Below are 25737 nucleotides of genomic sequence, written 5' to 3'. Positions count from 1 at the left end.
AATGGCTAAAAAATGTCCTAAAAGTTTTATTTTTGATTATTTGTTAAATTTTAATTCAATTTATATACAAATTTGTATTTTAACTTCTTGAATTTTACAAGATATAAATAACCAAGGCTTTTGCCTTAGTTATTAAAATTTTTTAGTTAAATTTTGAGTGTTTTAAAAGGTTTACATACCAATCTTCATTTATATCATCTTCTTCTAAATCCTTTAATACAATCTCCAATTCATTGTCGATCATATTTAATTCATCTATTTTATCATCTGGTATAAACAAAACTTCAGTACAATAGTCAAATAGCTGCTCTTCACAAACATCTATCGCTTCCATCCCCCAACCTTCTTCAAACTCATCGATTAAAAAAACCTTCTCTAATTCTTTCATATATTTAATTTTCCTTGATTATAGACTAGGTTTTATCATATTTTCTGGTTTAACATATGAGTCAAACTCTTGCTCACTTAAAATTCCAAGATTTACTGCTTCTTGTTTAAGTGTTGTACCATTTTTGTGTGCTGTTTTTGCTATAAGTGCAGCTTTTTCATATCCAATGTATGGATTTAGTGCCGTTACAAGCATAAGTGAATCTTGTAAATATTTATTGATATTTGCTAAATTTGGTTCAATTCCAACTGCACAATTGTCATTAAATGCAACCATAGTATCACTTAACAATCTAATTGATTGCAATAAATTTAAAGCAATTACTGGTTTAAATACATTTAATTCAAAATTTCCTTGACTTGCAGCTATACTTATAGTTGAATGATTTCCCATAACTTGTACAGCAACCATCGTCATAGCTTCACTTTGAGTTGGGTTTACTTTTCCTGGCATTATAGAACTTCCTGGTTCATTTTCAGGAATATTTAATTCTCCTATTCCACATCTTGGACCAGAAGACAGCCATCTAATATCATTTGCAAATTTCATCAAATTTGAAGCAAGTGCATTTAAAGCTCCACTTAAAAATACTTCTCCATCGTGAGCAGTTAAAGCATGAAATTTATTTGGATGAGATTTAAAAGAATATTTTGTTTTTGTTAAATCATTTAAAGCATCACAAACCATTGGTGAAAAATCTGGATGAGAATTAAGACCAGTTCCAACAGCAGTTCCTCCAATAGCAAGTTCAACTATATATTTCATAGCATCATCAACTTGTGCTAAAGCTTTATCTAACATATCTACATACCCAGATATTTCTTGTCCTAAAGTAAGTGGAGTTGCATCTTGTAAATGTGTTCTTCCTATTTTCACAATATTTTCGAACTCTTTAACTTTTTTTTCTAAAGTAGTTTTTAAAATATTTATTGCAGGAATAAGTCTTTTTTCTACATCAAGTACAAAAGCAACCCTCATAGCAGTTGGATAAGTATCATTTGAACTTTGTCCTTTATTTACATCATCATTTGGATGAACAATTTTTTTAATTCTAAAATCTTCACCTAAAATCTCACTAGCTCTTGAAGAAACAACTTCATTCACATTCATATTTGATTGTGTTCCAGAACCAGTTTGCCAAACAACTAGAGGAAATTCACCATCAAGTTTTTTTTCAATGATTTCATCACAAGCTTGAGATATAGCTTTTGTTTTCACATCATCAAGTCTTTTTAATTTATTGTTTACAATTGCACAAGCTTTTTTCAAATATGCAAAACCTTCGATTACCTCTTTTGGCATCTTTTCATCACCAATTGGAAAGTTTTCTAAACTTCTTTCTGTTTGTGCTTGCCAATATCTATCTTTTGGCACTTTGATTTCACCCATCGTATCTTTTTCTATTCTGTAATCCATGTTATTCCTATTTATTCTAAGTTGTAATATACATTATCATTATTGTACATTTTTTCTTAAATCTTCATTAGATGAAATCTATTTTTTAATAAACTTCATATTCTTTTGAAACCAATCCACTATCTCTTATTTTCTTACAAATAGTGCTATCTTTTAGACCATCTATTTTTAAATCAATCACTACATTATTTGATACAGTTTTTACTTCCAAAGTAATACAAGCGTTTTTATCACTCATTTTTAATTTTTCAATATTCCAATTTGTACTACTTATATTCATAGTATCGTTTATATCTTCAATTTTTTGATTTAATAAATAATAACTTTGAATAGAGTTTACAGCTGTATTTACATCTCTTTTAAGAGTAGAAACCAATGCACTATCTTTTGTATCCATAAGTTTTGGAGCCGCAAAAGATACAATTATCCCTAAGATAACTATAACAAAGATTATTTCTAGCAACGAAAATGCCTGTTTCATATAATTTCCTTGAATTAAAATGGCATTTTCATTTTAAATGATTATTTCTTAATAAAATATTAATTTTAAATATCAATTATAGGTATTTCTATATTTGTTTCTTTTTGAATATCCGCTATATTTTCAAACACCACTTCAATTGGAGCTTCACCACCAAAACTATCTTTATCAATAAACTTAGTTAAAGTCTTATGGAAATCTAGTTTAACAGTACCTATTGGTCCATTTCTTTGCTTTCCAATTATAATTTCAGCTTCTTCAACAGGGCGATTTTGGAATTTTGATTTATAATCTTCTCCTTTATCTTTAGCCTCTTTTTCTTTTCGTGCTTCATCTCTTTCTTTATAAACATCATCTCTATAAACAAACATAATAATATCAGCATCTTGCTCAATAGCACCAGATTCTCTTAAATCACTTAACATTGGTCGTTTATCTGGTCTACTTTCAAGTCCCCTATTTAATTGAGATAAAGCAACAATTGGTATTTTCAACTCTCTTGCTAACATCTTTAAACCTCTACTGATATCTGAAACTTCCTGATGTCTATCTTTATTTCCAAGCCCTTGCATAAGTTGTAAATAATCAATGATTACTAAACTTATATTATTGTCTTCATTTTGTGCTAATTTCCTAACCCTTGCTCGAAGTTGGTTTATATTTATGCTTCCACCATCATCAACAAAAAGCTTTTTTGAGTTTAAATCTTCAAATGCGGCACTTAAATTTGTCCATTGATTATCATCCATATCACCTTTTCTAAGATTTTGTAATGGAATAGAAGTTTTTGCTGATAGCATCCTAAGCATCAGTTGTTCTGCTGGCATTTCAAGAGAGAAAAATATTACACCTTTTCCTTTTTCAACATTTTTTAGTGCCATATTAAGAACAAGAGCAGTATTGTGAGTTACTGTCATATCTTCCAGTAAGAATAATCTATTCCCATCTATTTCGAAACCAAAATATTCATCAACTATATCTTTTTCTATTTTTATTCCTGTTTGATTCCAAGTTCTATTACAATTCCAAGATAGTGCTTGTTTTCTTTTTATTCTCACTGGAATAGTATCAATATTTCCAAAAAATCTAACTCTATAAACCTCAACACTATAATTTATTTTTTTTATTTTTGCTATTTTTATTTTTAGAGAAGTTCTAAAACCTAAGCTATCACATAAAAATTTTAGTTGTTGTGCTAAATCTTCATCTTTAAAAGTTATTTCATAACCATTTGCCTTTTTATCATAGTGCCCATCACTATCAATCAATCCTGCTAAAAGTTCTAATCTATTTTTTCTTGAATTAATCAAATAATTTTTTGGGATATGTTTATTTCCTAAAATATTTTCATCTCTTAATAATTTTTGCAAAGAAAAAGTAGTTTTTCCATCTACACTTTTTTTATTTGTAATTGAATATTCTGGACACTTATCAATAGCTTTATAAGTTCTTAATTCTAAACCCAATCTTATAGCATAAGATTGTAAATAGTTTACAATTTCAAAATCTTCTGTATATATTGAAACTTTAGATTTTGCTCCATCTCCTAGCCAAAGACCTAAAAAGTAAGGTTCAATTTTTAAATCTTTTTCTTCAAATTCAACAGGAACTTTATATCCTTTATAATTACTTTGAAATTTTGATGATTTTTCTGTAAACTCTTTAATATTAATATTTAAAATATCTCCATTTTTATGAAAGCTTTCATTTCTACTTCTTTTTAAAGATAAAATATGAGACTCATTTACTCTATAGTCAATAGCCTTGTTTTGTCGAACCCAATACATCTGTTCTATACCAGAAGTTATTGATAATACATTTCTAGCAGTTGAATCATCTCCCATAAGTTTATCTCCAACTACTATATCTTCAACATTTTTCAAAGTTCCATCAAACATAAGAATTTTTGTACCACGACCTAAACATTTTCCCATAGCAGGACGTGCAGCAATTATTACCAAATCCCCTTCATTAAAACCTGTTGTTTTTTTATCAAGTGAGTCAAAACCTGTTGTTTGTCCTATCAGATATTTATTTCCAAGTTTTTTCATCTTTTCAATATATGCCAAAGTATCATTTGTAACGGTTTGCATATCTTTTAGTTCACTTGTAGCACTATTTGTAGAAATTTTATATAATTCACTTTGAATAGTATCAAGTGCTTCATTTGCACTAACTTCTTCTTCAATAGCAACTTTTTTGATAGTTGTAGCTAAAGTTGCTAACTCTCTTTTTACAGCACTATCTTTTATCTCTTTTACATAAGCTTGAGTATTTGTAATAGGATTTGCAGATAAAATTTCAAGTAGCACTGAATCATCAACATCTTTAGAATTTACTTTATTTCTTATAAAATCTTCATCTATTGGCATACCATCATTATGAAGTTTTATCATAGCTTCAAAAATAGATTTATGAGCAGGAAGATAAAAATCTTTTGGTTTTAAAACACCTAGAATATCTTCAAGTTCTTCTGGATTAAAAAAGATTGAGCTTAAAACTGCTCTTTCGATATTTATACTATAAATACTATCCATTATGATTTTCTTTTTGCTTCGAATTCAACTTCTTCAATAAATTTATTTATTAGAGCATCTCCACTTAATTTTGCTATTATCTCACCTTTTTTCATCACTAAACCACTTCCTTTACCAAAAGCAATAGCAACATCAGCACTTTTAGCTTCACCAATAGCATTTACAACACATCCCATAACAGATACATCAAGTGGAGTTTTTATATGTGCAGTTCGTTTTTCAACTTCAGAAACAGCATTTACCAAATCAGCTTCTATTCTTCCACAAGTTGGACAAGATATTATATTTAATCCCTCTTTTGAAATTCCAACATCTTTTAGTATTGCTCGTCCAACTTTTATCTCTTCTTCAAGTTCTCCTGTCATAGAAACTCTTAGAGTATCCCCTATTCCATCAAGTAGTAAACTTCCTAGAGCAATAGACGATTTTATTGTAGAGTGAAATTGTGTTCCAGCTTCTGTTACTCCTAAGTGAAAAGGGTAATTATTCATAGGTCTTAAAGTCCTATATGCCTCAACTGTTCTTTGAACATCAGAAGCCTTTAGTGAAATTTTTATATCTGTAAATCCTAAATCTTCAAGATATTTGATATTGTAATCAGCAGAAGCTACCATACCTTGCGGAGTTTGCCCATATTTTTGCTCAAACTGTTTTTCTAAACTTCCACTATTTACTCCAATTCTTATTGGAATATTTCGTTCTTGACAAGCCTTTACAACTTCTTGAACTCTTTTTTTATCTCCAATATTTCCTGGATTTATTCTAATACAATCTACAACTTCAGCAGCAATCAATGCCAATTTATAGTGAAAATGTATATCTGCAACTATTGGTAAACTTACTTGTTTTTTTATCTCTTTTAGTGCATTCGCATCTTCAATATGAGGAACCGCAACTCTTACAATATCTGCTCCTGCAAAATGTAATTTTGTAATTTGTTCAACAGTTGCTTTAACATCTGATGTTTTTGTAAATGTCATTGATTGTACACTTATTGGTGCATCACCACCAATTAGGACATTTCCTACTTTTATTTGTTTTGTTGGGTATCTTTTTATCATAAGTGGGATTTTATCTAAAATAAATTAAATAAAAGTGAAGTTTAATTTATTAATAAGATGTTATTCTATATGCTTATAAACGAAAGAAAAAAATTTATTATAAGTGAACAATATTGGAAAGAAAAAAGAACTTTTATTTAATTGGAATAGCATTCGTTATATCAACTATATTTGCAATTTTTTTAACAAATATCTATATAAATAACAAACAAAAAGAACTTCTAAAATCAGTATATGACTCTCAACATAAAAATATTTTTGAAAAAACTCAAAATTTAATAAGTGATAAACAAAATACATCTCTAGCTATAGCAATAGCACTATCTAAAGATGAAAATCTATACAAAAATATAGAAAACAAAGAGTTTCATAAGTTAAATTACAAAGAGATTGCAAAATTAATAGAAATCAATTCTAAATATAAAAATATTTGGATTCAAATTTTTGATAAAGATAGAAATAGTATATATAGATCGTGGACAAAAATAAAAGATGGAATTCAATTTAGAGGTGATTTACAAAAAATATCTGCTATAAAAAATATTTCAACTTCAATAAGTGCAGGATTATTTAATGTAGGAATAAAAGCACGAACTCCTATATTTGATCAAAATAACAATTTTTATGGAGCTTTAGAAGTTATTACACATTTTGATTCAATTTCAGACGATTTACAAAAAAATGGAGTTAATACTATAATTATCGGTGACAAAAAAATTAATAAAAATTTGAAATACCCTATATTATCAAATCTTTTTATTGATGATTATTATGTTGTAAATCCAAATGTAAATAAAAATATATATGATTATATAATCAACAATGGAATTGAAAAATATATAAAAATAGATGATTATATTGTAGAAAATAATTATTTAATTTCAAAATATCCCCTTTTTGATGAAGATAAGAAAGAGTTAGCTTACATACTAAATTTTATTGAACTAAGTAGCATTGATATAGAGAATATAAGATATATAAAAATACAAAGTATAATGGCTTCTATGATAGCACTTATTGTTATATTTACATTCATATTAGCCTATTACATTAAACAAATAAAATATCAAGACAAAAAAAATAAGATTTTGTTAGATTCTCAACCAAACATAATTATCATCACTGATGGTAAAAAAATAGTTGATGCAAACAATCAACTTTTTAAATTCTTTCCTTTAGTAAAAAATATAGAAGAATTTAGGAATAAATATGTATGTATTTGTAATTCTTTTGAGAATTTAGATAGTGAAGAGTACATAGTTCATAAGGATTATAATGGTAAAAATTGGGCAGAGTATTTATTTGAAAATCAAGATAAAAGCTTTAAAGTAGCTATAAAAGATTCTAATAATGAGCTAAGACATTTTAACGTAAAAACATCTCAAGTTAAGATAGACTTAACTATTGTAATTACTTTTATTGATATTACAAAAGAAATATTACAAAGAGAAAAAGAGATAAATGAACAAAAAGCTATATTTCAACAATCAAAAATAAATGCTGTAACAAATACATTGAATAATATTGCTCATCAATGGCGACAACCTTTAGGAATAATATCTACAATTGCTAGTGGAATTAAACTAAAAAACCATATGAAATCTCTAAGTAAAACCGAATTTGATGAGTCTTGTGAAAAAATTATAGAAAATACACAAAAATTATCAAATACAATAGAAAATTTTACTGATTTTTTTACAAAAGACACTAAAACTTCTAATATATCAATTGTTGAATCAACAGAACAAATAATAGAGTTTTTATCTTCGGTTTTTGAAAAAAACTCTATTATTTGTAAATTCAATCACGATACAGACTTGATGATAACTTGTAACAATGGAAACTTTACAGAAGCAATTTTAAATATCCTTGATAATTCAATCTATGCTCTTACTCAAAATAATAAAGAAGATAATAGATTTATTTTTATAAATTTAAAAAACAATAAACTATCTATAAAAGATAATGCTGGTGGAGTAGATGAGGCTATAATACACAAAATCACTGTACCATATTTTACTACAAAACATCAATCATTTGGTACAGGATTAGGATTATATATAGTTCAAGAAGTATTTGTAAAAAATCTTAACTTCAAAATTGATTTAAAAAATGAGATATTTGATTACAATGGAGTAAAAAATATAGGATTAAACTTTATTATAGATTTTAGTTAAACTTCTCTTTTGATTTTTTTAGATAAAATATTCGCATTATTGATAAAAGGACTGTTCTATGCATGATATTGCAATTTTTGATTTAGTTATTATACTTTTTACTTTATTACTTGGTATCAAAGGACTTTTTAGAGGTTTCATAAAAGAGGTATTTGGAATATTAGGGCTTGTTGGAGCTGTTTTTGTGGGTTCAAGGATTTCAGGTGAGGTTGGTGGACTTGTAGCACCTATCTTAGCTTTAGAGAACCAAGCAACTATAAAGTTAATTGGATTCATAGTTGGTTTTGTAGCTATTTTTCTTATAGTTTATGCTGCTGGTATTGTTGTAAGTAAAATATTTAGTGCAAGTGGTTTAGGAATAATTGATAGAATTTTTGGACTTGTATTTGGAATGTTAAAAATATTTTTAGTTTTTTCAATCATAGCTTACGCACTATATCAGGTTAATTCATTTAAAAAATTGATTGAAGAAAAAACAAAAGATTCTATTATGATGCCATATTTACTAGATGTTGGTTCATATATCATCAAACTTGATACTTCTGCTTTAATAAATAGTGTTGATCAAACTATACAAAATGTTACTGATGGAGAAGTTGATATATCTACAACTCAAGAAGAGATAAAAGAGAGTATTGATTCAAATTTGAATGATATAAAAGATTCAACTCAAGAGATAATTCAAGATAATATCAAAGAAAATATAGATGATGCTAAAGAACAATTAAGAGATATAGCAAATCAAAATAAAGAAAATGAATAAAGGATTTTAAAATTGTTTGAAAATAGATTTATACAACAAAGAATAGAAAAAGCAAAAAACTTAAAAGAGATAGGAGTAAATCCCTATGCAAATGATAGTCATAGAGATTGTACTATTTCTAAATATATAAATGTAAATAGTGATATATTTAAAACTGAATCAAAAAGAGATGAAAATAGAAACTATACAATTGCAGGTAGAATTAAATTTTTTAGACTTATGGGAAAAGCAAGTTTTCTAAAAATAGAAGATGAAAGTGGAATGCTTCAAGTTTATGTAGCAAGAGACAATCTTCAAGAGGGTTTTTATAATGATGTTTTTAAGAAATATATAGAAGTTGGGGATATCATTGAGGTTAGTGGATATCCATTTGTTACAGGTCAAGGAGAGTTATCTCTTCATGTTCATGATTTAAAAATTCTTACAAAAGCTATCTCTCCTCTTCCTGAAAAATTTCATGGAATTCAAGATAAAGAGCTAAGATATAGACAAAGATATTTAGATTTAATTATGAATAGTGAAGTTAGAAAAACATTTCACATAAGAAGTAAAGTTATATCTTTAACTAGAAGATTTTTTGAAAACAAAGGCTTTTTAGAAGTTGAAACTCCTATGATGCACCCAATCGCAGGGGGAGCAAATGCTAAACCATTTGTTACTCATCACAATGCTTTAGGTATTGATAGATTTTTAAGAATTGCACCTGAGTTATACTTAAAAAGATTAATAGTTGGTGGATTTGAAGCAGTTTTTGAAATAAACAGAAACTTTAGAAATGAAGGAATGGATGCAACTCATAATCCAGAGTTTACATCTATTGAATTTTATTGGGCTTATAAAACTTATAAAGATTTAATTGAATTGACAATTGAATATTTTGAATATTTATTTGAACATTTAAATCTTCCTACAACATTGCCTTATGGAGATTTAAAAATAGATTTTACAAAGTTTAGTGAAATTCCACTAATTCAATCTTTATACGAAATTGGTGATGTTCCAAAAGATATAGTTGAAGATAAAACAAAAATTTTAGAGTTTTTAAAAGCAAATAAACTTGAAGCAAATGATAAATTAAATTTAGGGCAACTTCAAGGAGTTCTTTTTGATGAATTTGTTGAAAGTAAACTTATAAATCCTACATTTATCACGGAATATCCCGTTGAAATTTCACCACTTGCAAGAAGAAATGATGAAAAACCACATTTAACAGATAGATTTGAATTATTTATTGCAGGTCGTGAAATAGCGAATGCATTTAGTGAGTTAAATGACCCACTAGATCAACTTCAAAGATTTGAAGGGCAAATGGCTGCAAAAGATAGTGGAGATGATGAAGCACACGAGATGGACGAAGATTTTGTAAATGCACTATCTTATGGTATGGCTCCAACAGCTGGACAAGGAATAGGAATAGATAGACTTGTAATGATGCTTACAAATCAACATTCAATAAGAGATGTTTTATTATTCCCAGCTATGAAACCAATAAAACAAGAAATAGATCTTCTAGCAGATGAAGAGTAAAATTTAATTCAAGGATACGCTATGCAAATAAGTGGAGATGATTTTTTAAAAAAAGTTCAACTAAAACAAGAAAAAGATGAACTAGAGAAAAAATTAAATGAACTTGATGAAACGAGGATATCTATGGGTAATATAAATCTTACAAACAACCTGAACAATGCATATAAGGGTATGAATAACAATGATATAGATGAGATGGATAGATTACAAAGAAATATTGAATTTGATGAAAGCAATCATGAATTTGATAATATTATGTTAAATCAGCCATTAGGCAATCAAGAAGATAACAAGAAAAAATACTTAATATTAGGTATTGTACTTGTAGTATTATTTTTACTAACAATTATTATTATAAGACTTTTATCTGGTGATAGTAAAAAAGAAGATTCATTTACATCAAATAATACTGATTCCTCTCAAATGAAAACATTATCTGAAAATAGTAATAGTATAGAAGATAGATATCAAAGAATTCTTGATGATAGAGCAAAAAAAGATGGTGATAATATAAACTCTACTAGCACTTCAACAGATAAATTAGATGCAATGAAAGAGCAAGAAAACACAACAACTTCTTCTATACAAGCACCTTTAAATGAGATAAAACAAGAAGATGGAATATCAAATGAAGCTATTGAAGATACTATTAAAAAAATAGAAGAAAAAAAAGCTTCAACTCCAAAAACTGTAGAAACACCAAAACAACCAACTACTAAAACTACAACTGAACCTAAAAAATCTATTAGAGATTTGGTTGAAGGGAAAGCTGGTTCAGAGGTATCTTCATCTGCAAGTGGTTTCTTTGTGCAAATTGGAGCATTTTCAAAAAGACCAAATGATAGTTATCTGCAAAGTATTTCTAAAAATGGTTTTTCATACAAGATTATTCAAGATACTGTAAATGGAAAAACTTTCAATAAAGTGTTAATAGGTCCTTATAACTCAAGAACAGCAGCACAGAATGAAGTTTCATCTATAAAAAGTAGATTAAATATACAAAATACTTTTATAGTAAATCAGTAAGAATAGTTTTATGAATTTTTATAATAAAACCCTATTTTTAGACCAATTTACTCCTGTATCAATATATGAAAAAGTAAAAAACATCTATAAAGATGAAATTACTTTTTTATTTGAAAGTACTATAAGCTCTTCAAATAATGGTAATTTTTCTTATATTATCATAGGAGCAAGAGAGCGAATTTGGTACAAGGATAATACTTGTTATTTTCTAAATGAAAATGGGCAAACAAATATTGTAGAGAGTAATCCTTTAAAATTTTTACAAAAATATTATAAAAATTTTGATAAAGAGATTTACAAAAATAAATCAAATGAATTAGGAATTGGTCTAATAGATGGATTTATAGGGAATGTTGGTTATGACATAAGTAAAGAGTTTGAACCAAAGCTAAAAGTTTCTATGCAAAATTTAAAAGATGAGTTTAATATTCCTGATTTGGATTTAATTCGTCCAAATATAATCCTAGCCTATTCACATAAAACTTCAAAATTAGTTATTTTAACTTCTGTTGAAAAATATAAAAATGAGATAGAAAAAATAGAAAATGAACTTTTAAAACCATACTCTTATACTTCAGTAAAAAAAGCACAAATTTTAGATGAAGGTAAATTTAACTACTCAAAAGAGCAGTTTTTTTCTATGGTTGAAAAATCAAAAGAGATGATAAAAAGTGGTGACGTTTTCCAGATATTGATGTCAAATAGATTTATTCAAGGTGCTATTGTTGATCATTTTAGTTTTTATAGAGCATTAAGAAGTAAAAATCCTAGTCCATATTTGTATTTTCTTGAGTTTGAAGATTTTTCTATTGCAGGAAGTTCTCCTGAATCAATGGTTAGATTAAATGATGGTCAAATACTTTTAAGTCCAATTGCAGGAACTAGAAAAAGAGGTTCAACACCACAAAAAGATTTAGATATGGAAGATGAACTAATCAATGATAAAAAAGAGCGTGCAGAACACTTGATGCTTGTTGATTTGGGAAGAAATGATGTAGGAAGAGTAGCTCGTGCTGGAAGTGTAAAAGTAACAGATTTAATGAGAATAGAAAAATATTCTCATGTTATGCATATAGTTTCAGATGTAGAAGCAATACTTGATGAAAAGTATGATATGTTTGATTTATTTATGGCAACTTTCACAGCTGGAACTATGACTGGAGCTCCTAAAATAAGAGCAATGGAATTAATAGCATACTTTGAAGGAATAAAAAGAAGTTTTTATTCTGGAAGTGTGGCTTACTTTGGATTTGATGGAAATATGGATAGTGCTATAACTATTAGAACAACAATGCTTACAAAAGATAAAGTAATTTTTCAAGCAGGAGCTGGTGTTGTTGCAGATTCAAAGAATGAAGATGAATACTTAGAAGTTCACAATAAACTTGCAGCAAATATTTCAACATTAAAAGATTTATCATAAAGGAAAATTATGCTTTTAGGTGTAAACATAGATCATATTGCAGTTTTAAGAGAAGCTAGAAAAATAAATGACCCAAATCCAATTGATGCTTTGAGTATTTGCAAGTTAAATGGTGCTGACCAAATAACTATACATTTAAGAGAAGATAGAAGACATATTCATGATAATGATGCAAAAGCTATAATTGAACAATCAAGCCTTCCAGTTAATTTAGAATGCTCTATAAATGAAGACATAATAGATATAGTTTGTAAACTTAAACCTTATAGAGCAACTTTAGTTCCTGAAAATAGAGATGAAGTTACAACTGAAGGTGGACTTGATTTAGAAAAAAATTTTGACAAAATAAATAAAACAATAGAAAAGTTAAAACAACACGAAATTGAAGTCTCTTTATTTATAGACCCAACTATAAAATCAATTGAGTTATCAAATATGCTAGAATCTGATTTTGTAGAACTTCATACTGGAAGTTTTGCAAATATTTATGCTATGCTTTATACAAATATAAAATCAACTCATCATAGTATAAAAGAGTTAGAATTAAGTAAAGAAGAGTTAAAAAACAGACTTGATAAAAGTTTAGAAGATTTGAGAAGTGCTTCAAATTTTGCTTCAAATCTAGGATTAAAAGTTGCAGCTGGACATGGATTAAACTATCAAAATGTTAGTTTAATTTGTCAAATTCCAGAAATTATAGAGTTAAATATAGGACAAAGTATCATAGCAAAATCAGTTTTTACAGGTTTAGCAAGTGCTATAAAAGATATGAAAGAGATTATTTCAAAGTGAACTTACCAAAAATTGCTATAAGCATAGGAGATTTAAATGGTATTGGTATAGAAATAGTTCTAAAATCACACAGTGAAATATCTCATATTTGTAAACCAATATATTGTATAAATAAAAATATGCTTCTTCAAGCTTCAAAACTATTAAATATTGAAATTCCAGAAAACTTTGAACTTTTTGAAACAAAAGGTGAATTCGATATAAAAGCTGGAACTGTTTCAAAAAAATCTGGTAAATACTCTTATAATTCATTTATGGATGCTATAAAATTAGCAAGTAAAAAAGAGGTAGATGCTATTTGTACTCTTCCAATAAATAAAGAGTCTTGGAACAAAGCAGATATAAGATACAAAGGTCATACAGAAGTTTTAAGAGATTATTTTGGAAAACATGCAATTATGATGTTAGGATGTGAAAAAATGTTTGTTGCACTTTTTACAGAACATATCCCTTTAAAAAAAGTATCAAAAAAGATAGAAACTGAAGATTTAACAAAATTTTTAGTAGATTTTTACAAAAATGTAAAAGGTGACAATATAGCTGTTTTAGGATTGAACCCTCATGCTGGAGATAATGGTGTTTTAGGGGATGAAGAAGTAGAAATTTTTAAAGCTATAAAAAAAGCAAATAAATATTTTGATAAAAATATATTTAAAGGTCCTTTAGTACCTGATATAGCTTTTTCTCCAATGTCAAGAAAAAACTTTAAATATTTTGTTGCGATGTACCACGACCAAGGATTAGCTCCACTAAAAGCTTTATACTTTGATGAAAGTATCAATGTAAGTTTGAATTTACCAATTATAAGAACAAGTGTTGATCATGGAACAGCATTTAATATAGCTTATAAAAATGAGAAAATAAATACTCAAAGCTACATAAACGCAGTAAAAGAGGCTATAAATTTAAGCAAAAGATGAAACTTTTAGAAGAAAATTATGAAATAAACTTCTCAAAAATAAACTTTTTAGAAAGAAAAGAGAAGATAACAAAAAATAAAACTATAATTTGTGGAGCTTGGAAAACAGGGAAAAGCTATCTAATTTATGATTTTTTATCAAACTTCAAAACAGATGAATATCTTTATATTGACTTTAATGATTTAAAAAATAGCCATATAAAAAATGAACTACAATTTCTACAAGAATTTATAGCTAAAAATAGTATCAAAGTTTTAGTTTTAGAAAATATCGATGATATTTTTAGCTTACCAAATTGCGAAAATATTATCATATCATCATCAAAAAATATTCAAATAGAAGGTTTTTCAAATATAAATTTATTTGCTTTGGATTTTGAAGAGTATTTACTTTTTGACAATAAACACCAAAATATAACACAAAGTTTTAATAGCTTTTTAAAATATGGAAATTTTGCAGAACTGATAAATATAGATGAACAAAAAAGAAATCAACGACTTCAAGAGATAATAAAATTAGGAATAAAAGATAGTGTAGATTATGAAATATTTAAAATTCTAATAGAGAATATAGATGAGAAAAAATCAATATTTCAACTTTTCAACTCTTTAAAAACAAAAATAAGAGTTTCAAAAGATAGATTTTATGAAGTATGTAAAGAGTTTGAAGATAAAAAAACAATATTTTTTATACCAAAGTACAACCAGGATAAATCACTAAAAAAAATATACTCCTATAATCATGCTTTTTTCAGTGCAATAAGCTTTACAAAAAGATTTAAAAATGAGTTTACAAATATGGTATTTTTAGAACTCTTAAAAGAGCAAGATATTTACTATTTGGATAATGTAGATTTTTATATAAAATCACAAAATCTTTTTGTTATAGCTATACCATTTTTCAACTCAAATCTAAATGCAAATTTACTCAAAAAAATTATCAAAAGTGCGTTAGAACTACAAGTTAAAAAAATAGAAATAGTAACCATTTCAAACCAAGAAAATATCAAAAATAGTGATATAAAAATAGATATTATTCCATTTTATGAGTGGGCTTTAGGGTGAAATTAAGATAGATTTTAAAATATTTTGATACTATTTCAGCTTAAAGCAACTCTTTGGTCAAGGGTTGCTTTTTTTATGCTAAAAATTATCTTTTTAAGTTGATAAGAGTACTTAATAACTCATCTGAGGTTGTAATAGACTTTGCATTTGCTTCAAAAGCTCTTTGGAAAACCATCAGATTTACTAAGCTTTCACTTAACTCTGCTTTACTTAACTCTAAAGCTTGTCCTTTTACACCTGAAGTATTATTGTTGTTTGTACTAAATATTGCATTTCCAGACTCTTGAGTTTGTTTAAAATTATTCTCTCCAACTGCTTCAAGTCCACGATTGTTTGTAAATCTTGCAATTGCCAATTGACCAACTGCATACTCAACTCCACCATCTTTTATAGTTATAAGTCCCGTTTCATCTACTCTAAATGATCCAAATTTACTATCTGAGATGTCTAATTTATCAAGTCTTAACTGTAAACTATCATGAGTTGAAGATTGATCTACTCTAGTAGTTATTTCCATAAACTCTGCACCTGCTCCTTTTCTTCCAGAGTAATCAGGGTTTACCTCTATAAATTTCTTATCCAAAGGCCATTCAGGTACAGGTAAAGCTGCATATGTAATTGCTGGTGTATTAGAAAATCCTACATAACCAGTTTCTCCAGCTTTTTCATTTATTCTAACATTTCCTGAATCTACAGTTATACTATATCTATTTGATAATGTACTATTTTTATCTAATTCAGCTTGTAATTTACTAGCAATTTCACTAGCAGTTGCATTTTCACTAGTAGTTATAGTTAATGGTGTACCATCAAGAATTAAAGAAACTTCTGTTTTAGATTTATTTGCTCCTAAATCTATTTCAAAACTTATTCCTTGTGGAATTCCAATAGCAGTAGTTCCAGTAGATGTAAATGTTCCACTACCTTATACATTTCCATTTAAAAGCTTTGTAGCGTTTACAGGATCAAATGGAGCTTGTATTCTTACTTGGTTAATGCTAATAGTATCTGCTCCACCAGCAGTTACCGTAATCAAATTTGATAAAACAGTATCAGCACTTATTCTTGATATAAGATTATCTCTTATATCAGTAATTCCTCCTGAATATGCTGGTGTTGGAACAACTGTTCCTGTATATGGTGGTGTTGTATAACTAATACTTCTTCCTGCAAAAGCAAATGTATATGTTGTATTCCAATTTGCTGCAGTAGTTATTTGGAAATTTCCTTCATCTAAATCAGTTGCAGTTAATGGAAAATTATTTGTATTCAATGTACTTAAAATATCTGAAGGTGTTGTAATAGCCAAATTACTTTCTAGTTTTCTCTCTTTTAAAGAAGTTATTGTAAAGTTACCATTAGTATCCATTGCACCTAGTTCTAATTCAAATCCTAAATTATTTGGATCAGTATTAAAATTATCTATTGCAGTTTGAAAATCTTGATAAATATTAGCCATACTTCCACTAACAGTATTTCCTACATTAAAAGGTATTGTTACAGTTTTTCCACTACCAGCATCAATAGTATATTGATAACTTGTATTATCTACTAAGGTATTTAAACTTACTGTTGGTGTTACAATTATCTTTGGATCAAACTCTATATCATAGTTTTTATCATTTGTTTCAATAACCAAATATTTATCATTTAAAACTTTTGCTGTTATATAATCACCCAATTGAACACCTGTTGTAGTTGTACTATTATTTATAGCTTGAGCTATTTGTTCTATTGTAGAACCTGCTGGAATTGTTATAGGCATTGCATTTGGTGGTGTATTTCCATCATTTGGTACTGGAATAACTTGTTCTAAATCTTTATCATATATATCAATAGTAAAAGTAAAAGCATTACCTGGAAGTCCAGCACTTCCATATAAATCCTGTGTTGTATATACACTTTGTTGATTTCCACTAACCAATTGTGAAAGAGCATCTCTTGCATTTTCAAGAGCAGCTTTTCCTGAACCTTCAACTGCTAATGCTGTTGATTGGAATGTTCCTCTTACTGTTGTTTCTGTACCACCTAATATCTCACTAACAGAAGTTATTTTAAACTCTTTTCCAGGGATTAATGATTCTATTTGAATAACACCTTGAAGCATATCTGATATTTTTGTTGATTCATCATATTGTGCATTTATATCCAAAATATCTGATGTAGGATCTGTAGTATTTTTAGCCATATATGCTACAAGTCCACCATTTCCAGAATTTGATATTTTATCTGCTAAAGCTTTATATGTCTCTATTTTACCTGCAACTTTATCATAATAAGATATTGCAGTTTCTTGATCCAAACTAGGTAATGAATCTATAGTAGCAGGATCTACTAAATTATGAAGAGTTCTCTCATCAGTACCTAAAGAGTCCCAAATTTCTTGTCTATATATTTCTGTTGTTTTTGTTACTTCAAATTTTTGATTATATACATTTCCATCTATAGTAACCTCTATAGAATCACCTTGTTTTCCTATAAGAGATGTTGGAGGAAGTCCTGTCCTAAAGTTTACTTGTGATATTTGTGAAGATGATCCTTTTGATAATGCTTCTGGATCTTCTTGATATTTTTGAAGCCATTTATCATAGTTTTCTTGTGCTAAATAAATATCTTTTAACTTTGAAGATTGTGTTTTTTGCCCTGCTCCACTAAATACTGCAACAGCATCTGATTTAGCAGTTTCATTAAAATCTGTAGTTTTTCCAGCTATTGTTTCTATATAATCTTTGTGTCTTACTATGACATTTCCAACATTTTTTATATAATCATCTGTAAATCTTGTGGCATTTTGATTTGTACTTTTTACATCATTTTTTGGATCAATTCTACTCATAGACCAACCTTGAACTTCATCTCCTCCAGCTGTTTGTAAAGTACCACTTTCTCCCATTCTAAAATTTCCAGCTCTTGTATAGAAAGTTTCAGCTGTTCCTAGAGTGTTTTTATTTGTAACTTTAAAAAATCCATCACCTTGAAGCATAATATCATAACTAGCTCCAGTAATTTTCATAGAGCCTTGTTCAAAAAGTTTTTCTGCATCTTGTACAAAAGAACCTTTACCAATACTATTTTGGTAAACTTGGTCTGCAAAAGAAACTCTTCCTGATTTATATCCAACTGTATTAACATTAGCTATATTATTTGATTCATTGTCTAAAGCTGTTTGATGTGAAGCTAATCCTGATATTCCAGTCCATAATGCACCTATCATAATTTATCCTTTATTTTTTAGATATCTATAATAATTGCAAAATTTATTGGGCTATAAAGCAAATATAGTTTTATTAATAAGCAAATTTATTTTATTAATATACTTATAAAAATAGGGTGTAAAATGGAAGTTTATGAGAAACTAAACTATATTTTAAAAGAACAAAAGATAAGTAAAAGAAATTTTTCAAATAAATTAAGAGATTTAGAGCCAAAATTAAAAACAACTGGTAATATACCATCTGAAAATACTATTTATAGTTATTTATCAGGAAGGATAACTATTCCAATAGAATTAATACCATATATTGCAGATGTTTTAAATATAACAGAACAAGAACTTTTTGATACCTCAAATTATTCAAAAAAAAGATATATCAATTATTTTGTAAAAAATATTCAAAAAGTCGATAAAGTTGATTTTGAATATTTTAAGAATTTAATTGATAATAAAATAAATAATAATTTAAAAGAAGATTCTAATGTAGATTTTTATAAGTTAAAAGAACTTTTAAAATATGCTCCAACTAGTTTTATAAATAAGCTAATTGATAGATTAGAAGAATTTAAAACATTGGATAACATAGATTTTAAATAAAAACTACTTACTATTTTTAAATTTCTTATATTGATACAAAATACCATCATCAAAAGCTACCCATTTTGAAGCAGGCAGTTTTGCTTTTTTTAAAACATTATTTGTCCAAGTGTTACAAGTGTGAAATATACTATAACTTCCACTAGCTTCATAAAAAGAGTCATTTTCTCCATATTGTGCAGTTGTTTTTATATTTATTGGTTTATCATTTTCATATTTTAAAGATTCTTTCACACTTTGAACTATTGACAAATATTGCTCTTTTGAAATATTTATAGAGTAAGTTAAATCATCTTCAAAAATATCTTTATAATATGTGATATGAAAAGCTGCATTTCCAAGTCCTGTTCCAGCTATAAGTGCTGTTGAAACTTTTAGTTCAGCCCAAGTTGGAGTATCCAAATAAAACCCTTTATCTCCCCATCCAATAGAAATATATTCAAAATCATCACTTTGACTTTTTGTATCTTCAAAAGGAAAATATTCATTCCAAATAAAAACATAATTTTTTAAAGGAAGTACAATATCTGTATGAACACCATTTGATTTTATAAAAATTTTATAATCACTACCCTTTAATTCATAATTTTGACTAACTCTTGACAACATAAACTCACTTGAAATATATAAAATCACAAATAAAAATATAAATATCAAACTAAAGAATATAGTTTTTAAAAGATTTTTCAAGATAATCTCACTTTCTAATAATTGTTTACTTAATTTTTATATTTTATTTATAAAAGTATGGTTAAAATGACGAAATACAAGCTAAATCAGTAATTTTTATTAATTTGAGGGGAAAATGAAAAGACTTTTTATCGTAAGACATACTACAAAGAATCGTGAAAATCTAAACGAATATGATTATGATATAGAGCTAACTCAAGAAGGAAAACAAAAAGCTCAAGATATGGCAAAAGAGTTAGCTTTGTCAAATCCAAATATTGACTTGATTGTAGCAAGTCCAGCTATACGTACTAGACAAACTGCTGAAATTTTTGCACAAGAGTTGTCTTATGATAAAACAATTATGCTAAATGAAGTTTTATATATGGCATTTGTAAATGAACTAATCGAAACTATAACTTACACTTATGACACTGTTGATACTATGCTCTTAGTTGGTCATAATCCATCTTTAACAGCTTTAGCTTTAACTTTAGTTGGATTTAAAGAGAAGTTTGAAGAAGGTGCTATTATGCAAATAGATTTTGATTGCAATAGTTGGATAGATATAGATAAAACAAATGCAAATTTAGTAAGCTATAAAAAATAGCTTACTTTATATTCTTATCCATCAATGCTATTGTTGCCAAATTTGTAAGTTCCATCAAAGTTTTTGTATCAAGTTGTCTATCACCAATTACAAAAGAGAAGATTTCTACAAAGTTATCTTTACCCCAGTTTCTAAGTTCTTTAACATTTAAAAACTCGTTCGTTGTCAAAACTTCACCTTTTTTATTTTTAATAGTTATTTTTGCACTATCACTATTTTCAAAATTGCCTTTTATACCATCATTATTTTTGATTTGATAACTTACAACTGCATCAAAAATCTTACCAGTTACTAAGCTTCCATCATCAACAACTTTTTTTGGGAAACCACTATCGTTTAAAAATTTATCCCATTTATCTGCAAATAAAGTTGTTGAAGTCAAAAGTAAAATAAAAATTACAAATTTTTTCATATCATTTTCCTAAACAAAATTCACCAAACATTACATCTAGCATCTCATCATTTTCATAAGGTCTTGTAATGTTTGATATTTCATACAATGCTTCTGTTATAAAATGTGCAAAAAACTCCAATTCTCCACTATGCAATGGATTTTTAGATAAGTTTATATTTTCTAAACAGTTTTCAACACTTTTTATTTGTCTTTTTGAAACTAAAGTTAATTCATCTTCTTGTGTATTTTCATCTAATATTTTTTCAACTTTTTTAATAAGTAAATTTATATTGTCTTTTGTTGAAATCTCTATAAAATCAATAATTCTACTTTTATCAAAAGAGTTTTCTAAATCAGATTTATTTAAAACTTTTATAATATTTTTATCACTATTATCATTTAAAAGATTTAAAATTTTTTCATCTTCATCATCACAAATTTTACTATTATCAAATAAAGCAACCACAATATCAGCTTCATTTATAGCTTGAATAGATTTTTCGATACCAATTTGCTCTATTACATCACTTGTATTTTCTCTAATACCAGCTGTATCAACTATTTTTATAATATGAGTTCCTATTTTAACACTCTCTTCAATAGTATCTCTTGTAGTTCCTGCAATATCACTAATAATTGCTCTATCGTAGTTTAAAAGTTTATTTAAAAGGCTTGATTTTCCAACATTTGGTTTTCCAATAATTGCAACTTTAAAGCCACTTAGCATACCTTCTCTTCTTCGACTAGCATCTAAAGTATTTGATAATTTTATTGTGATATTTTCAATCTTCTGATTTATTTTTTCAAATATATCTGTTGGTAAATCTTCTTCAGCATAATCAATACTAACTTCAGTATAAGCTAACATAAAAAGTAAATCTTCTCTTATATCTTCGACAAAATCTTTTAACTCACCTTTTAATTGTCTAGCCAATAGCTTGACAGCATCACTACTTTTTGCCTCTATTATTTTTGATATTGCTTCAGCTTTACTCAAATCAATTTTATTATTTAAAAAAGCTCTTTTTGAAAATTCCCCAGCATTTGCCATTCTAGCACCAAAATCTAAAACAGTATCAACTACTAAATTTGCAATAGCAATCCCACCATGACACTGAAACTCAACAATATCTTCTCCAGTAAAAGAAAAAGGAGCTTTAAAATAGATAATCAAAGCTTCATCAATTAATTCATCATTAGTATTATGTAGATATGAAAGTGTTGCAAAACGAGGTTTCAAACTATCTTTTTTTGAGATTTTTAAAGCTATTTCGAGAGCTTTTTCTCCTGAAACTCGCACTATTGAGATAGAGCCAATTCCAGAAGCAGTAGCAATAGCTACAATAGTATCATCTAAAGTATATTCACTCATCTTTTTGCTTGTACTCATTTACAAGTACATATTTTTCACCTTTGATATTTGTTTTAACAGCAACATATTTATTAGGGAATTCTTCTCTTAATCTTTTTAGTGCAATATGAACTAAAATACCATCTAAAGGTTTTGTTTTAAAACTACCTTTCTCTTTTATCAATTCAATTACAGGATCAAGATATGCACATATAGCTTCTTCTTGATTTTTCAAAAATTCTGCAACTTCAAGTCTTAACATAAGACCATATTTATCATTTATCCAATTAAATAAAATATATGATAGAGCTTTATATCTATAACCTTCTTTTCCTATAAGTAAAGCTGAATCTTCACCTAAAAACTCTATATACAAAGTTTCATTATCATAAAAAGAGACTCTTATATCATCTAATTTAAAACAAGTTGTATCAAATAAAAGATTTAAACCATCTTTTACCTCTTTTAAAATATCTTCTTTAGACTTTTTTATAATAATTTTTGAAATCTCATTTTCTGAATTATCTCCATAAAAATTATCAAAAATCTTCTCTTTTGATTCAACTTTTGGAACTTTTGTAACACTTTCCAAATCTTTTTCAACTATTGGTTCTTCATATATATGTTGATTTGAACTCTCTATTCTTGAACTTACATCTTCTATTTTTACATTTTTATTTTTATAAGATTTTGTAACTAAACTATCTTGTTCTTTTTGAGTTTTACAATAAGCACAAATAATTGCTTTTTTCTTTCCAAACCCTAAAAATCCACTACTTGGTTGTTGAATTACTTCGATTACAAGTTCTGTAATCGAGCAATTAAACTCCAAAGTCGCTAGTTCATAAACCTTTTCTAAACTTTCAGCTTCAAATTTCTTCATCAATTTTTCCTACTTAATTAGCTTTTGCGACTCTTTTTTTCTCAAATATTCTATTCATAGTATATTGTTGAGCAATAGTAAATAAGTTATTTACAAACCAATATAAAGTTAATCCTGCTGGGAACCATATAAAGAAGAATGTGAATATGATTGGTAGCATTTGGAATATTTTCTTTTGTAATTCATCTTGTACTGCTGTTGGTGTAATTTTTTGTTGAATATACATTGTAATACCCATTAAAATTGGTAATACAAAATATGGATCCATCTCTGCTAAATCTTGTATCCATAAAATCCACTCTGCACCTTTTAACTCAATAGCATTAATTAAAACCCTATATATTGCAAAGAATACTGGAATTTGTAAAAGCAATGGTAAGCATCCACCCATAGGATTTGCACCATGCTTTTTATAAAGTTCCATCATATGCATAGACTGTTTTTGTTTGTCATCTTTATATTTAGCTTGAATCTCTTTCATTTTTGGTGCTAATTCTTTAAGTTTTTGCATAGACACCATACCTTTATATGATAAAGGATATAAAACAAGTTTTATCAAAATAGTCAAAATAACAATAGTCCAACCCCAGTTTCCTACATAACTTTGAATAAATTGAAGAAGAGTAAACATAGGTTTTGCAATAAATGTAAACCAACCATAATCAATTACATCTATTAACTCTTTGTTTAAAGCTTCTAAATCTTTATAATTTTTTGGTCCCATAAATCCACTAAAACTAATCGCACTATTTCCGTGAATAAATGCTTGTGGATTATTGTTCTCATCAGGCATAAGAGTAATAGCTAAAGATTTTTGAAAATTATAAACAACAGTTGCATAATATCTATCAAAATTTGATATAAATTTAAGTCCTATTAAATCTTTATTATTTTTTAAATCACTATCTTCTATAACTTCTAGACTATCATCATTTAATTTTGCCATAAAGCCATGAACTGCATACATATCTGCAATTACATCTGGTCTAAATCCATTTGTGATAAAAAATTGTTCATTATTTGTAGAAGTAACTTCTAAATCATAATGTCCATCTGGATAGAAAATGAATTTTTTAGTTAAAACTGTACCACTTAGATTTTGTGTTAAAATTAATTCTTGTTGTTGTGTTGTTGCATCAACATTTGATGAAGTTGCTACCATATCAACTTTAAAAGCTTCATTATTAATATTTCTATTGCTAAATCTAACTTCCAATGGTTTTAATTGATTAGATTTAAATAATTTAATCTGATTTGAATTCTCATCTTTATATTGATGTTCCATTAAAGTTACTTGTGCAACTCTTCCTAAATTATCTATTTCAATAATATTTTTTGCTGTTTTTATTGTAGTAATGATATTTTGACTAGCTTTATCATCAACTATTGGTGCATCTGCACTATTTACTTGAGTAGTAGTATTTGTACTAACTACTTCTGGTGCTTGATTTTGTTGTTGCTCTTGCTCGATTTTAGCTTGAGCCATTCTCTCTTCTTTTTGTGGCTTTAAAACCAAAAACTCATACGCTATAAAAAATACAAAAACCAATACTGTCATTAGTATAAGTCGCTTTTGCATACCATTACTTTGATTCAAATTACTCATTCTATTTCTTCCACTCCCTGTTTTTTACTACTAAATACTTTCCATTTTTTAATGGAACATACCAATATATTATTCTTATTTTTTTATAATTGATATTTTGATTAAATCTCAACTTATTTATAACTGGATAATCAAATCCACCATCAAAAAGTTGATTGCACTTTAAAATGCGTATTATTGTAAAATAAAATGCCTTAAAAAACCCATTATTATCTAGTTGCCATAGTGCATATTGTGAACAAGTTGGATAATATCTACACGAGCCAAAAGAAATTACTGATAAATATTTTTGATAAAACCTTATTAAATATTTAAAAAAGGCTCTCATTTAAGGAGTTCTAATCTTTTTATAGCAAAATCAAAATCTTTTTTTAGTTCTATAAAATTTCTATCTTTGATTGATGATTTTGCAACAAAGATATAATTACCATTTTTTATTTTATTGTCATAAGTTAAAAGTACAGCTCTCATTCTTCTTCTTGCAAGATTCCGTGCAACGGCATTTCCTACTTTTTTAGAAGCAACAAAAGCTATTTTTGTTGTAGTTTGTAAATTAAAAAAAGCGACAAAGCTTGGCGTATGCCAACTTTTGCCGCTTTTGTATAGTTTTGAAAAATCTCTTTGAGTATTTAATCTATACTCTTTGCTTAAACAGCTAATCTTTTTCTACCTTTAGCTCTTCTAGCATTAATTACTCTTCTACCATTTTTTGTAGCCATTCTTACTCTGAACCCGTGAGTTCTTTTTCTAGGAGTATTATGGGGTTGATATGTTCTTTTCATCTTAGTTTTTCCTCAAAATTGCGAAATAAGTTGTGGATTATAGGTAAAATTTACTT

General features: G+C 27.2%; 25 protein-coding genes. 10 read left to right on the top strand and 15 right to left on the bottom strand.

All coding sequences use genetic code 11. The features are described from left to right. Nucleotides 1-142: 142 nt before the first annotated feature. The 5 genes from CRU91_RS03475 to ispG all read right to left on the bottom strand — a co-directional run bounded on the left by CRU91_RS03475 (nt 143) and on the right by ispG (nt 5883). Nucleotides 143-388 (bottom strand): hypothetical protein, encoded by a 246-nt coding sequence (locus CRU91_RS03475; RefSeq protein WP_113893415.1) that lies wholly within the window; start codon nt 386-388, stop codon nt 143-145. Between the two features lie 18 nt (nt 389-406). After that, nucleotides 407-1804: a class II fumarate hydratase gene (gene fumC / locus CRU91_RS03470; protein ID WP_113893413.1), complete on the bottom strand. Its 1398-nt coding sequence runs from the start codon at nt 1802-1804 to the stop codon at nt 407-409. A gap of 85 nt (nt 1805-1889) precedes the next feature. Further along, nucleotides 1890-2285, bottom strand: a complete 396-nt coding sequence (locus CRU91_RS03465; protein WP_113893411.1) for a type II secretion system protein — start codon at nt 2283-2285, stop codon at nt 1890-1892. 65 nt (nt 2286-2350) lie between these two features. Further along, the gene (dnaB, locus tag CRU91_RS03460; RefSeq protein WP_113893409.1) at nt 2351-4822 is read right to left on the bottom strand and encodes a replicative DNA helicase; all 2472 of its coding nucleotides are present in this window, start codon (nt 4820-4822) and stop codon (nt 2351-2353) included. Then, nucleotides 4822-5883 (bottom strand): flavodoxin-dependent (E)-4-hydroxy-3-methylbut-2-enyl-diphosphate synthase, encoded by a 1062-nt coding sequence (gene ispG, locus CRU91_RS03455; protein WP_113893407.1) that lies wholly within the window; start codon nt 5881-5883, stop codon nt 4822-4824. The genes dnaB and ispG overlap by 1 nt, the downstream gene beginning before the upstream one ends. 113 nt (nt 5884-5996) lie before the next feature. Here ispG and CRU91_RS03450 point away from each other — a divergent pair, with 113 nt between their 5' ends. From CRU91_RS03450 to CRU91_RS03415, 8 genes are read left to right on the top strand one after another with little or no spacing between them, the layout of a single operon-like run. After that, a complete protein-coding gene (locus CRU91_RS03450) occupies nt 5997-8060 on the top strand; it encodes a sensor histidine kinase (protein ID WP_113893405.1) in 2064 nt (687 codons plus the stop codon). A 58-nt stretch (nt 8061-8118) separates the two neighbouring features. Further along, entirely contained in the window at nt 8119-8823 is a 705-nt protein-coding gene (locus CRU91_RS03445) for a CvpA family protein (protein ID WP_113893403.1), read from the top strand. Nucleotides 8824-8835: 12 nt separating this feature from the next. Next, the gene (gene lysS / locus CRU91_RS03440; protein WP_113893401.1) at nt 8836-10350 is read left to right on the top strand and encodes a lysine--tRNA ligase; all 1515 of its coding nucleotides are present in this window, start codon (nt 8836-8838) and stop codon (nt 10348-10350) included. A gap of 21 nt (nt 10351-10371) precedes the next feature. Next, on the top strand, nt 10372-11376 hold the full coding sequence (locus tag CRU91_RS03435) for an SPOR domain-containing protein (protein WP_113893399.1): 1005 nt from the start codon (nt 10372-10374) through the stop codon (nt 11374-11376). A 10-nt stretch (nt 11377-11386) separates the two neighbouring features. Continuing rightward, the gene (locus CRU91_RS03430; protein ID WP_113893397.1) at nt 11387-12799 is read left to right on the top strand and encodes an anthranilate synthase component I family protein; all 1413 of its coding nucleotides are present in this window, start codon (nt 11387-11389) and stop codon (nt 12797-12799) included. 9 nt (nt 12800-12808) lie between these two features. Continuing rightward, entirely contained in the window at nt 12809-13591 is a 783-nt protein-coding gene (locus CRU91_RS03425; protein WP_113893395.1) for a pyridoxine 5'-phosphate synthase, read from the top strand. After that, the gene (gene pdxA / locus CRU91_RS03420) at nt 13588-14511 is read left to right on the top strand and encodes a 4-hydroxythreonine-4-phosphate dehydrogenase (protein ID WP_113893393.1); all 924 of its coding nucleotides are present in this window, start codon (nt 13588-13590) and stop codon (nt 14509-14511) included. Before CRU91_RS03425 ends, pdxA begins: the two co-directional genes overlap by 4 nt. Continuing rightward, a complete protein-coding gene (locus tag CRU91_RS03415) occupies nt 14508-15575 on the top strand; it encodes an AAA family ATPase (protein WP_113893391.1) in 1068 nt (355 codons plus the stop codon). The genes pdxA and CRU91_RS03415 overlap by 4 nt, the downstream gene beginning before the upstream one ends. Nucleotides 15576-15660: 85 nt before the next feature. Here CRU91_RS03415 and CRU91_RS12200 read toward each other — a convergent pair whose 3' ends face one another. Further along, nucleotides 15661-16368, bottom strand: coding sequence for a flagellar hook-basal body complex protein (locus CRU91_RS12200; RefSeq protein WP_257118823.1), 708 nt, complete (start codon nt 16366-16368; stop codon nt 15661-15663). A gap of 132 nt (nt 16369-16500) precedes the next feature. After that, on the bottom strand, nt 16501-18789 hold the full coding sequence (locus CRU91_RS03405) for a flagellar hook-basal body complex protein (RefSeq protein ID WP_113893389.1): 2289 nt from the start codon (nt 18787-18789) through the stop codon (nt 16501-16503). Between the two features lie 123 nt (nt 18790-18912). Here CRU91_RS03405 and CRU91_RS03400 point away from each other — a divergent pair, with 123 nt between their 5' ends. Beyond that, entirely contained in the window at nt 18913-19386 is a 474-nt protein-coding gene (locus CRU91_RS03400) for a helix-turn-helix domain-containing protein (protein ID WP_113893387.1), read from the top strand. A 3-nt stretch (nt 19387-19389) separates the two neighbouring features. On the opposite strand, the gene CRU91_RS03395 is transcribed toward CRU91_RS03400, so the two are convergent. After that, nucleotides 19390-20076 carry a TIGR02117 family protein gene (locus tag CRU91_RS03395; protein WP_235826937.1) on the bottom strand — a complete coding sequence of 229 codons (687 nt, stop codon included), beginning with the start codon at nt 20074-20076 and terminating at the stop codon, nt 19390-19392. A gap of 115 nt (nt 20077-20191) precedes the next feature. Here CRU91_RS03395 and CRU91_RS03390 point away from each other — a divergent pair, with 115 nt between their 5' ends. Then, the gene (locus CRU91_RS03390; protein WP_113893385.1) at nt 20192-20665 is read left to right on the top strand and encodes a SixA phosphatase family protein; all 474 of its coding nucleotides are present in this window, start codon (nt 20192-20194) and stop codon (nt 20663-20665) included. 1 nt (nt 20666) lies between these two features. On the opposite strand, the gene CRU91_RS03385 is transcribed toward CRU91_RS03390, so the two are convergent. From CRU91_RS03385 to rpmH, 7 genes are read right to left on the bottom strand one after another with little or no spacing between them, the layout of a single operon-like run. Continuing rightward, the gene (locus tag CRU91_RS03385; protein ID WP_113893383.1) at nt 20667-21077 is read right to left on the bottom strand and encodes a hypothetical protein; all 411 of its coding nucleotides are present in this window, start codon (nt 21075-21077) and stop codon (nt 20667-20669) included. Between the two features lies 1 nt (nt 21078). After that, nucleotides 21079-22431: a tRNA uridine-5-carboxymethylaminomethyl(34) synthesis GTPase MnmE gene (gene mnmE, locus CRU91_RS03380; protein WP_113893482.1), complete on the bottom strand. Its 1353-nt coding sequence runs from the start codon at nt 22429-22431 to the stop codon at nt 21079-21081. Next, on the bottom strand, nt 22424-23293 hold the full coding sequence (locus CRU91_RS03375) for a Jag N-terminal domain-containing protein (protein WP_113893381.1): 870 nt from the start codon (nt 23291-23293) through the stop codon (nt 22424-22426). The genes mnmE and CRU91_RS03375 overlap by 8 nt, the downstream gene beginning before the upstream one ends. Before the next feature lie 13 nt (nt 23294-23306). Next, complete coding sequence (gene yidC / locus CRU91_RS03370; RefSeq protein WP_113893379.1) at nt 23307-24899, bottom strand: membrane protein insertase YidC; 1593 nt, start codon at nt 24897-24899, stop codon at nt 23307-23309. A gap of 1 nt (nt 24900) precedes the next feature. Then, nucleotides 24901-25227: a membrane protein insertion efficiency factor YidD gene (yidD, locus tag CRU91_RS03365; protein ID WP_113893377.1), complete on the bottom strand. Its 327-nt coding sequence runs from the start codon at nt 25225-25227 to the stop codon at nt 24901-24903. Further along, the gene (gene rnpA / locus CRU91_RS03360; protein ID WP_113893375.1) at nt 25224-25559 is read right to left on the bottom strand and encodes a ribonuclease P protein component; all 336 of its coding nucleotides are present in this window, start codon (nt 25557-25559) and stop codon (nt 25224-25226) included. Before rnpA ends, yidD begins: the two co-directional genes overlap by 4 nt. Then, nucleotides 25547-25681: a 50S ribosomal protein L34 gene (gene rpmH / locus CRU91_RS03355; protein ID WP_004509857.1), complete on the bottom strand. Its 135-nt coding sequence runs from the start codon at nt 25679-25681 to the stop codon at nt 25547-25549. Before rpmH ends, rnpA begins: the two co-directional genes overlap by 13 nt. Nucleotides 25682-25737 lie beyond the last annotated feature (56 nt).

The sequence above is a fragment of the Aliarcobacter vitoriensis genome (assembly GCF_003316695.1).
Lineage (GTDB): Bacteria > Campylobacterota > Campylobacteria > Campylobacterales > Arcobacteraceae > Aliarcobacter > Aliarcobacter vitoriensis.
Note: the sequence above shows the minus strand (reverse complement) of the source record. Positions and strands in the feature narration are given on the sequence as shown.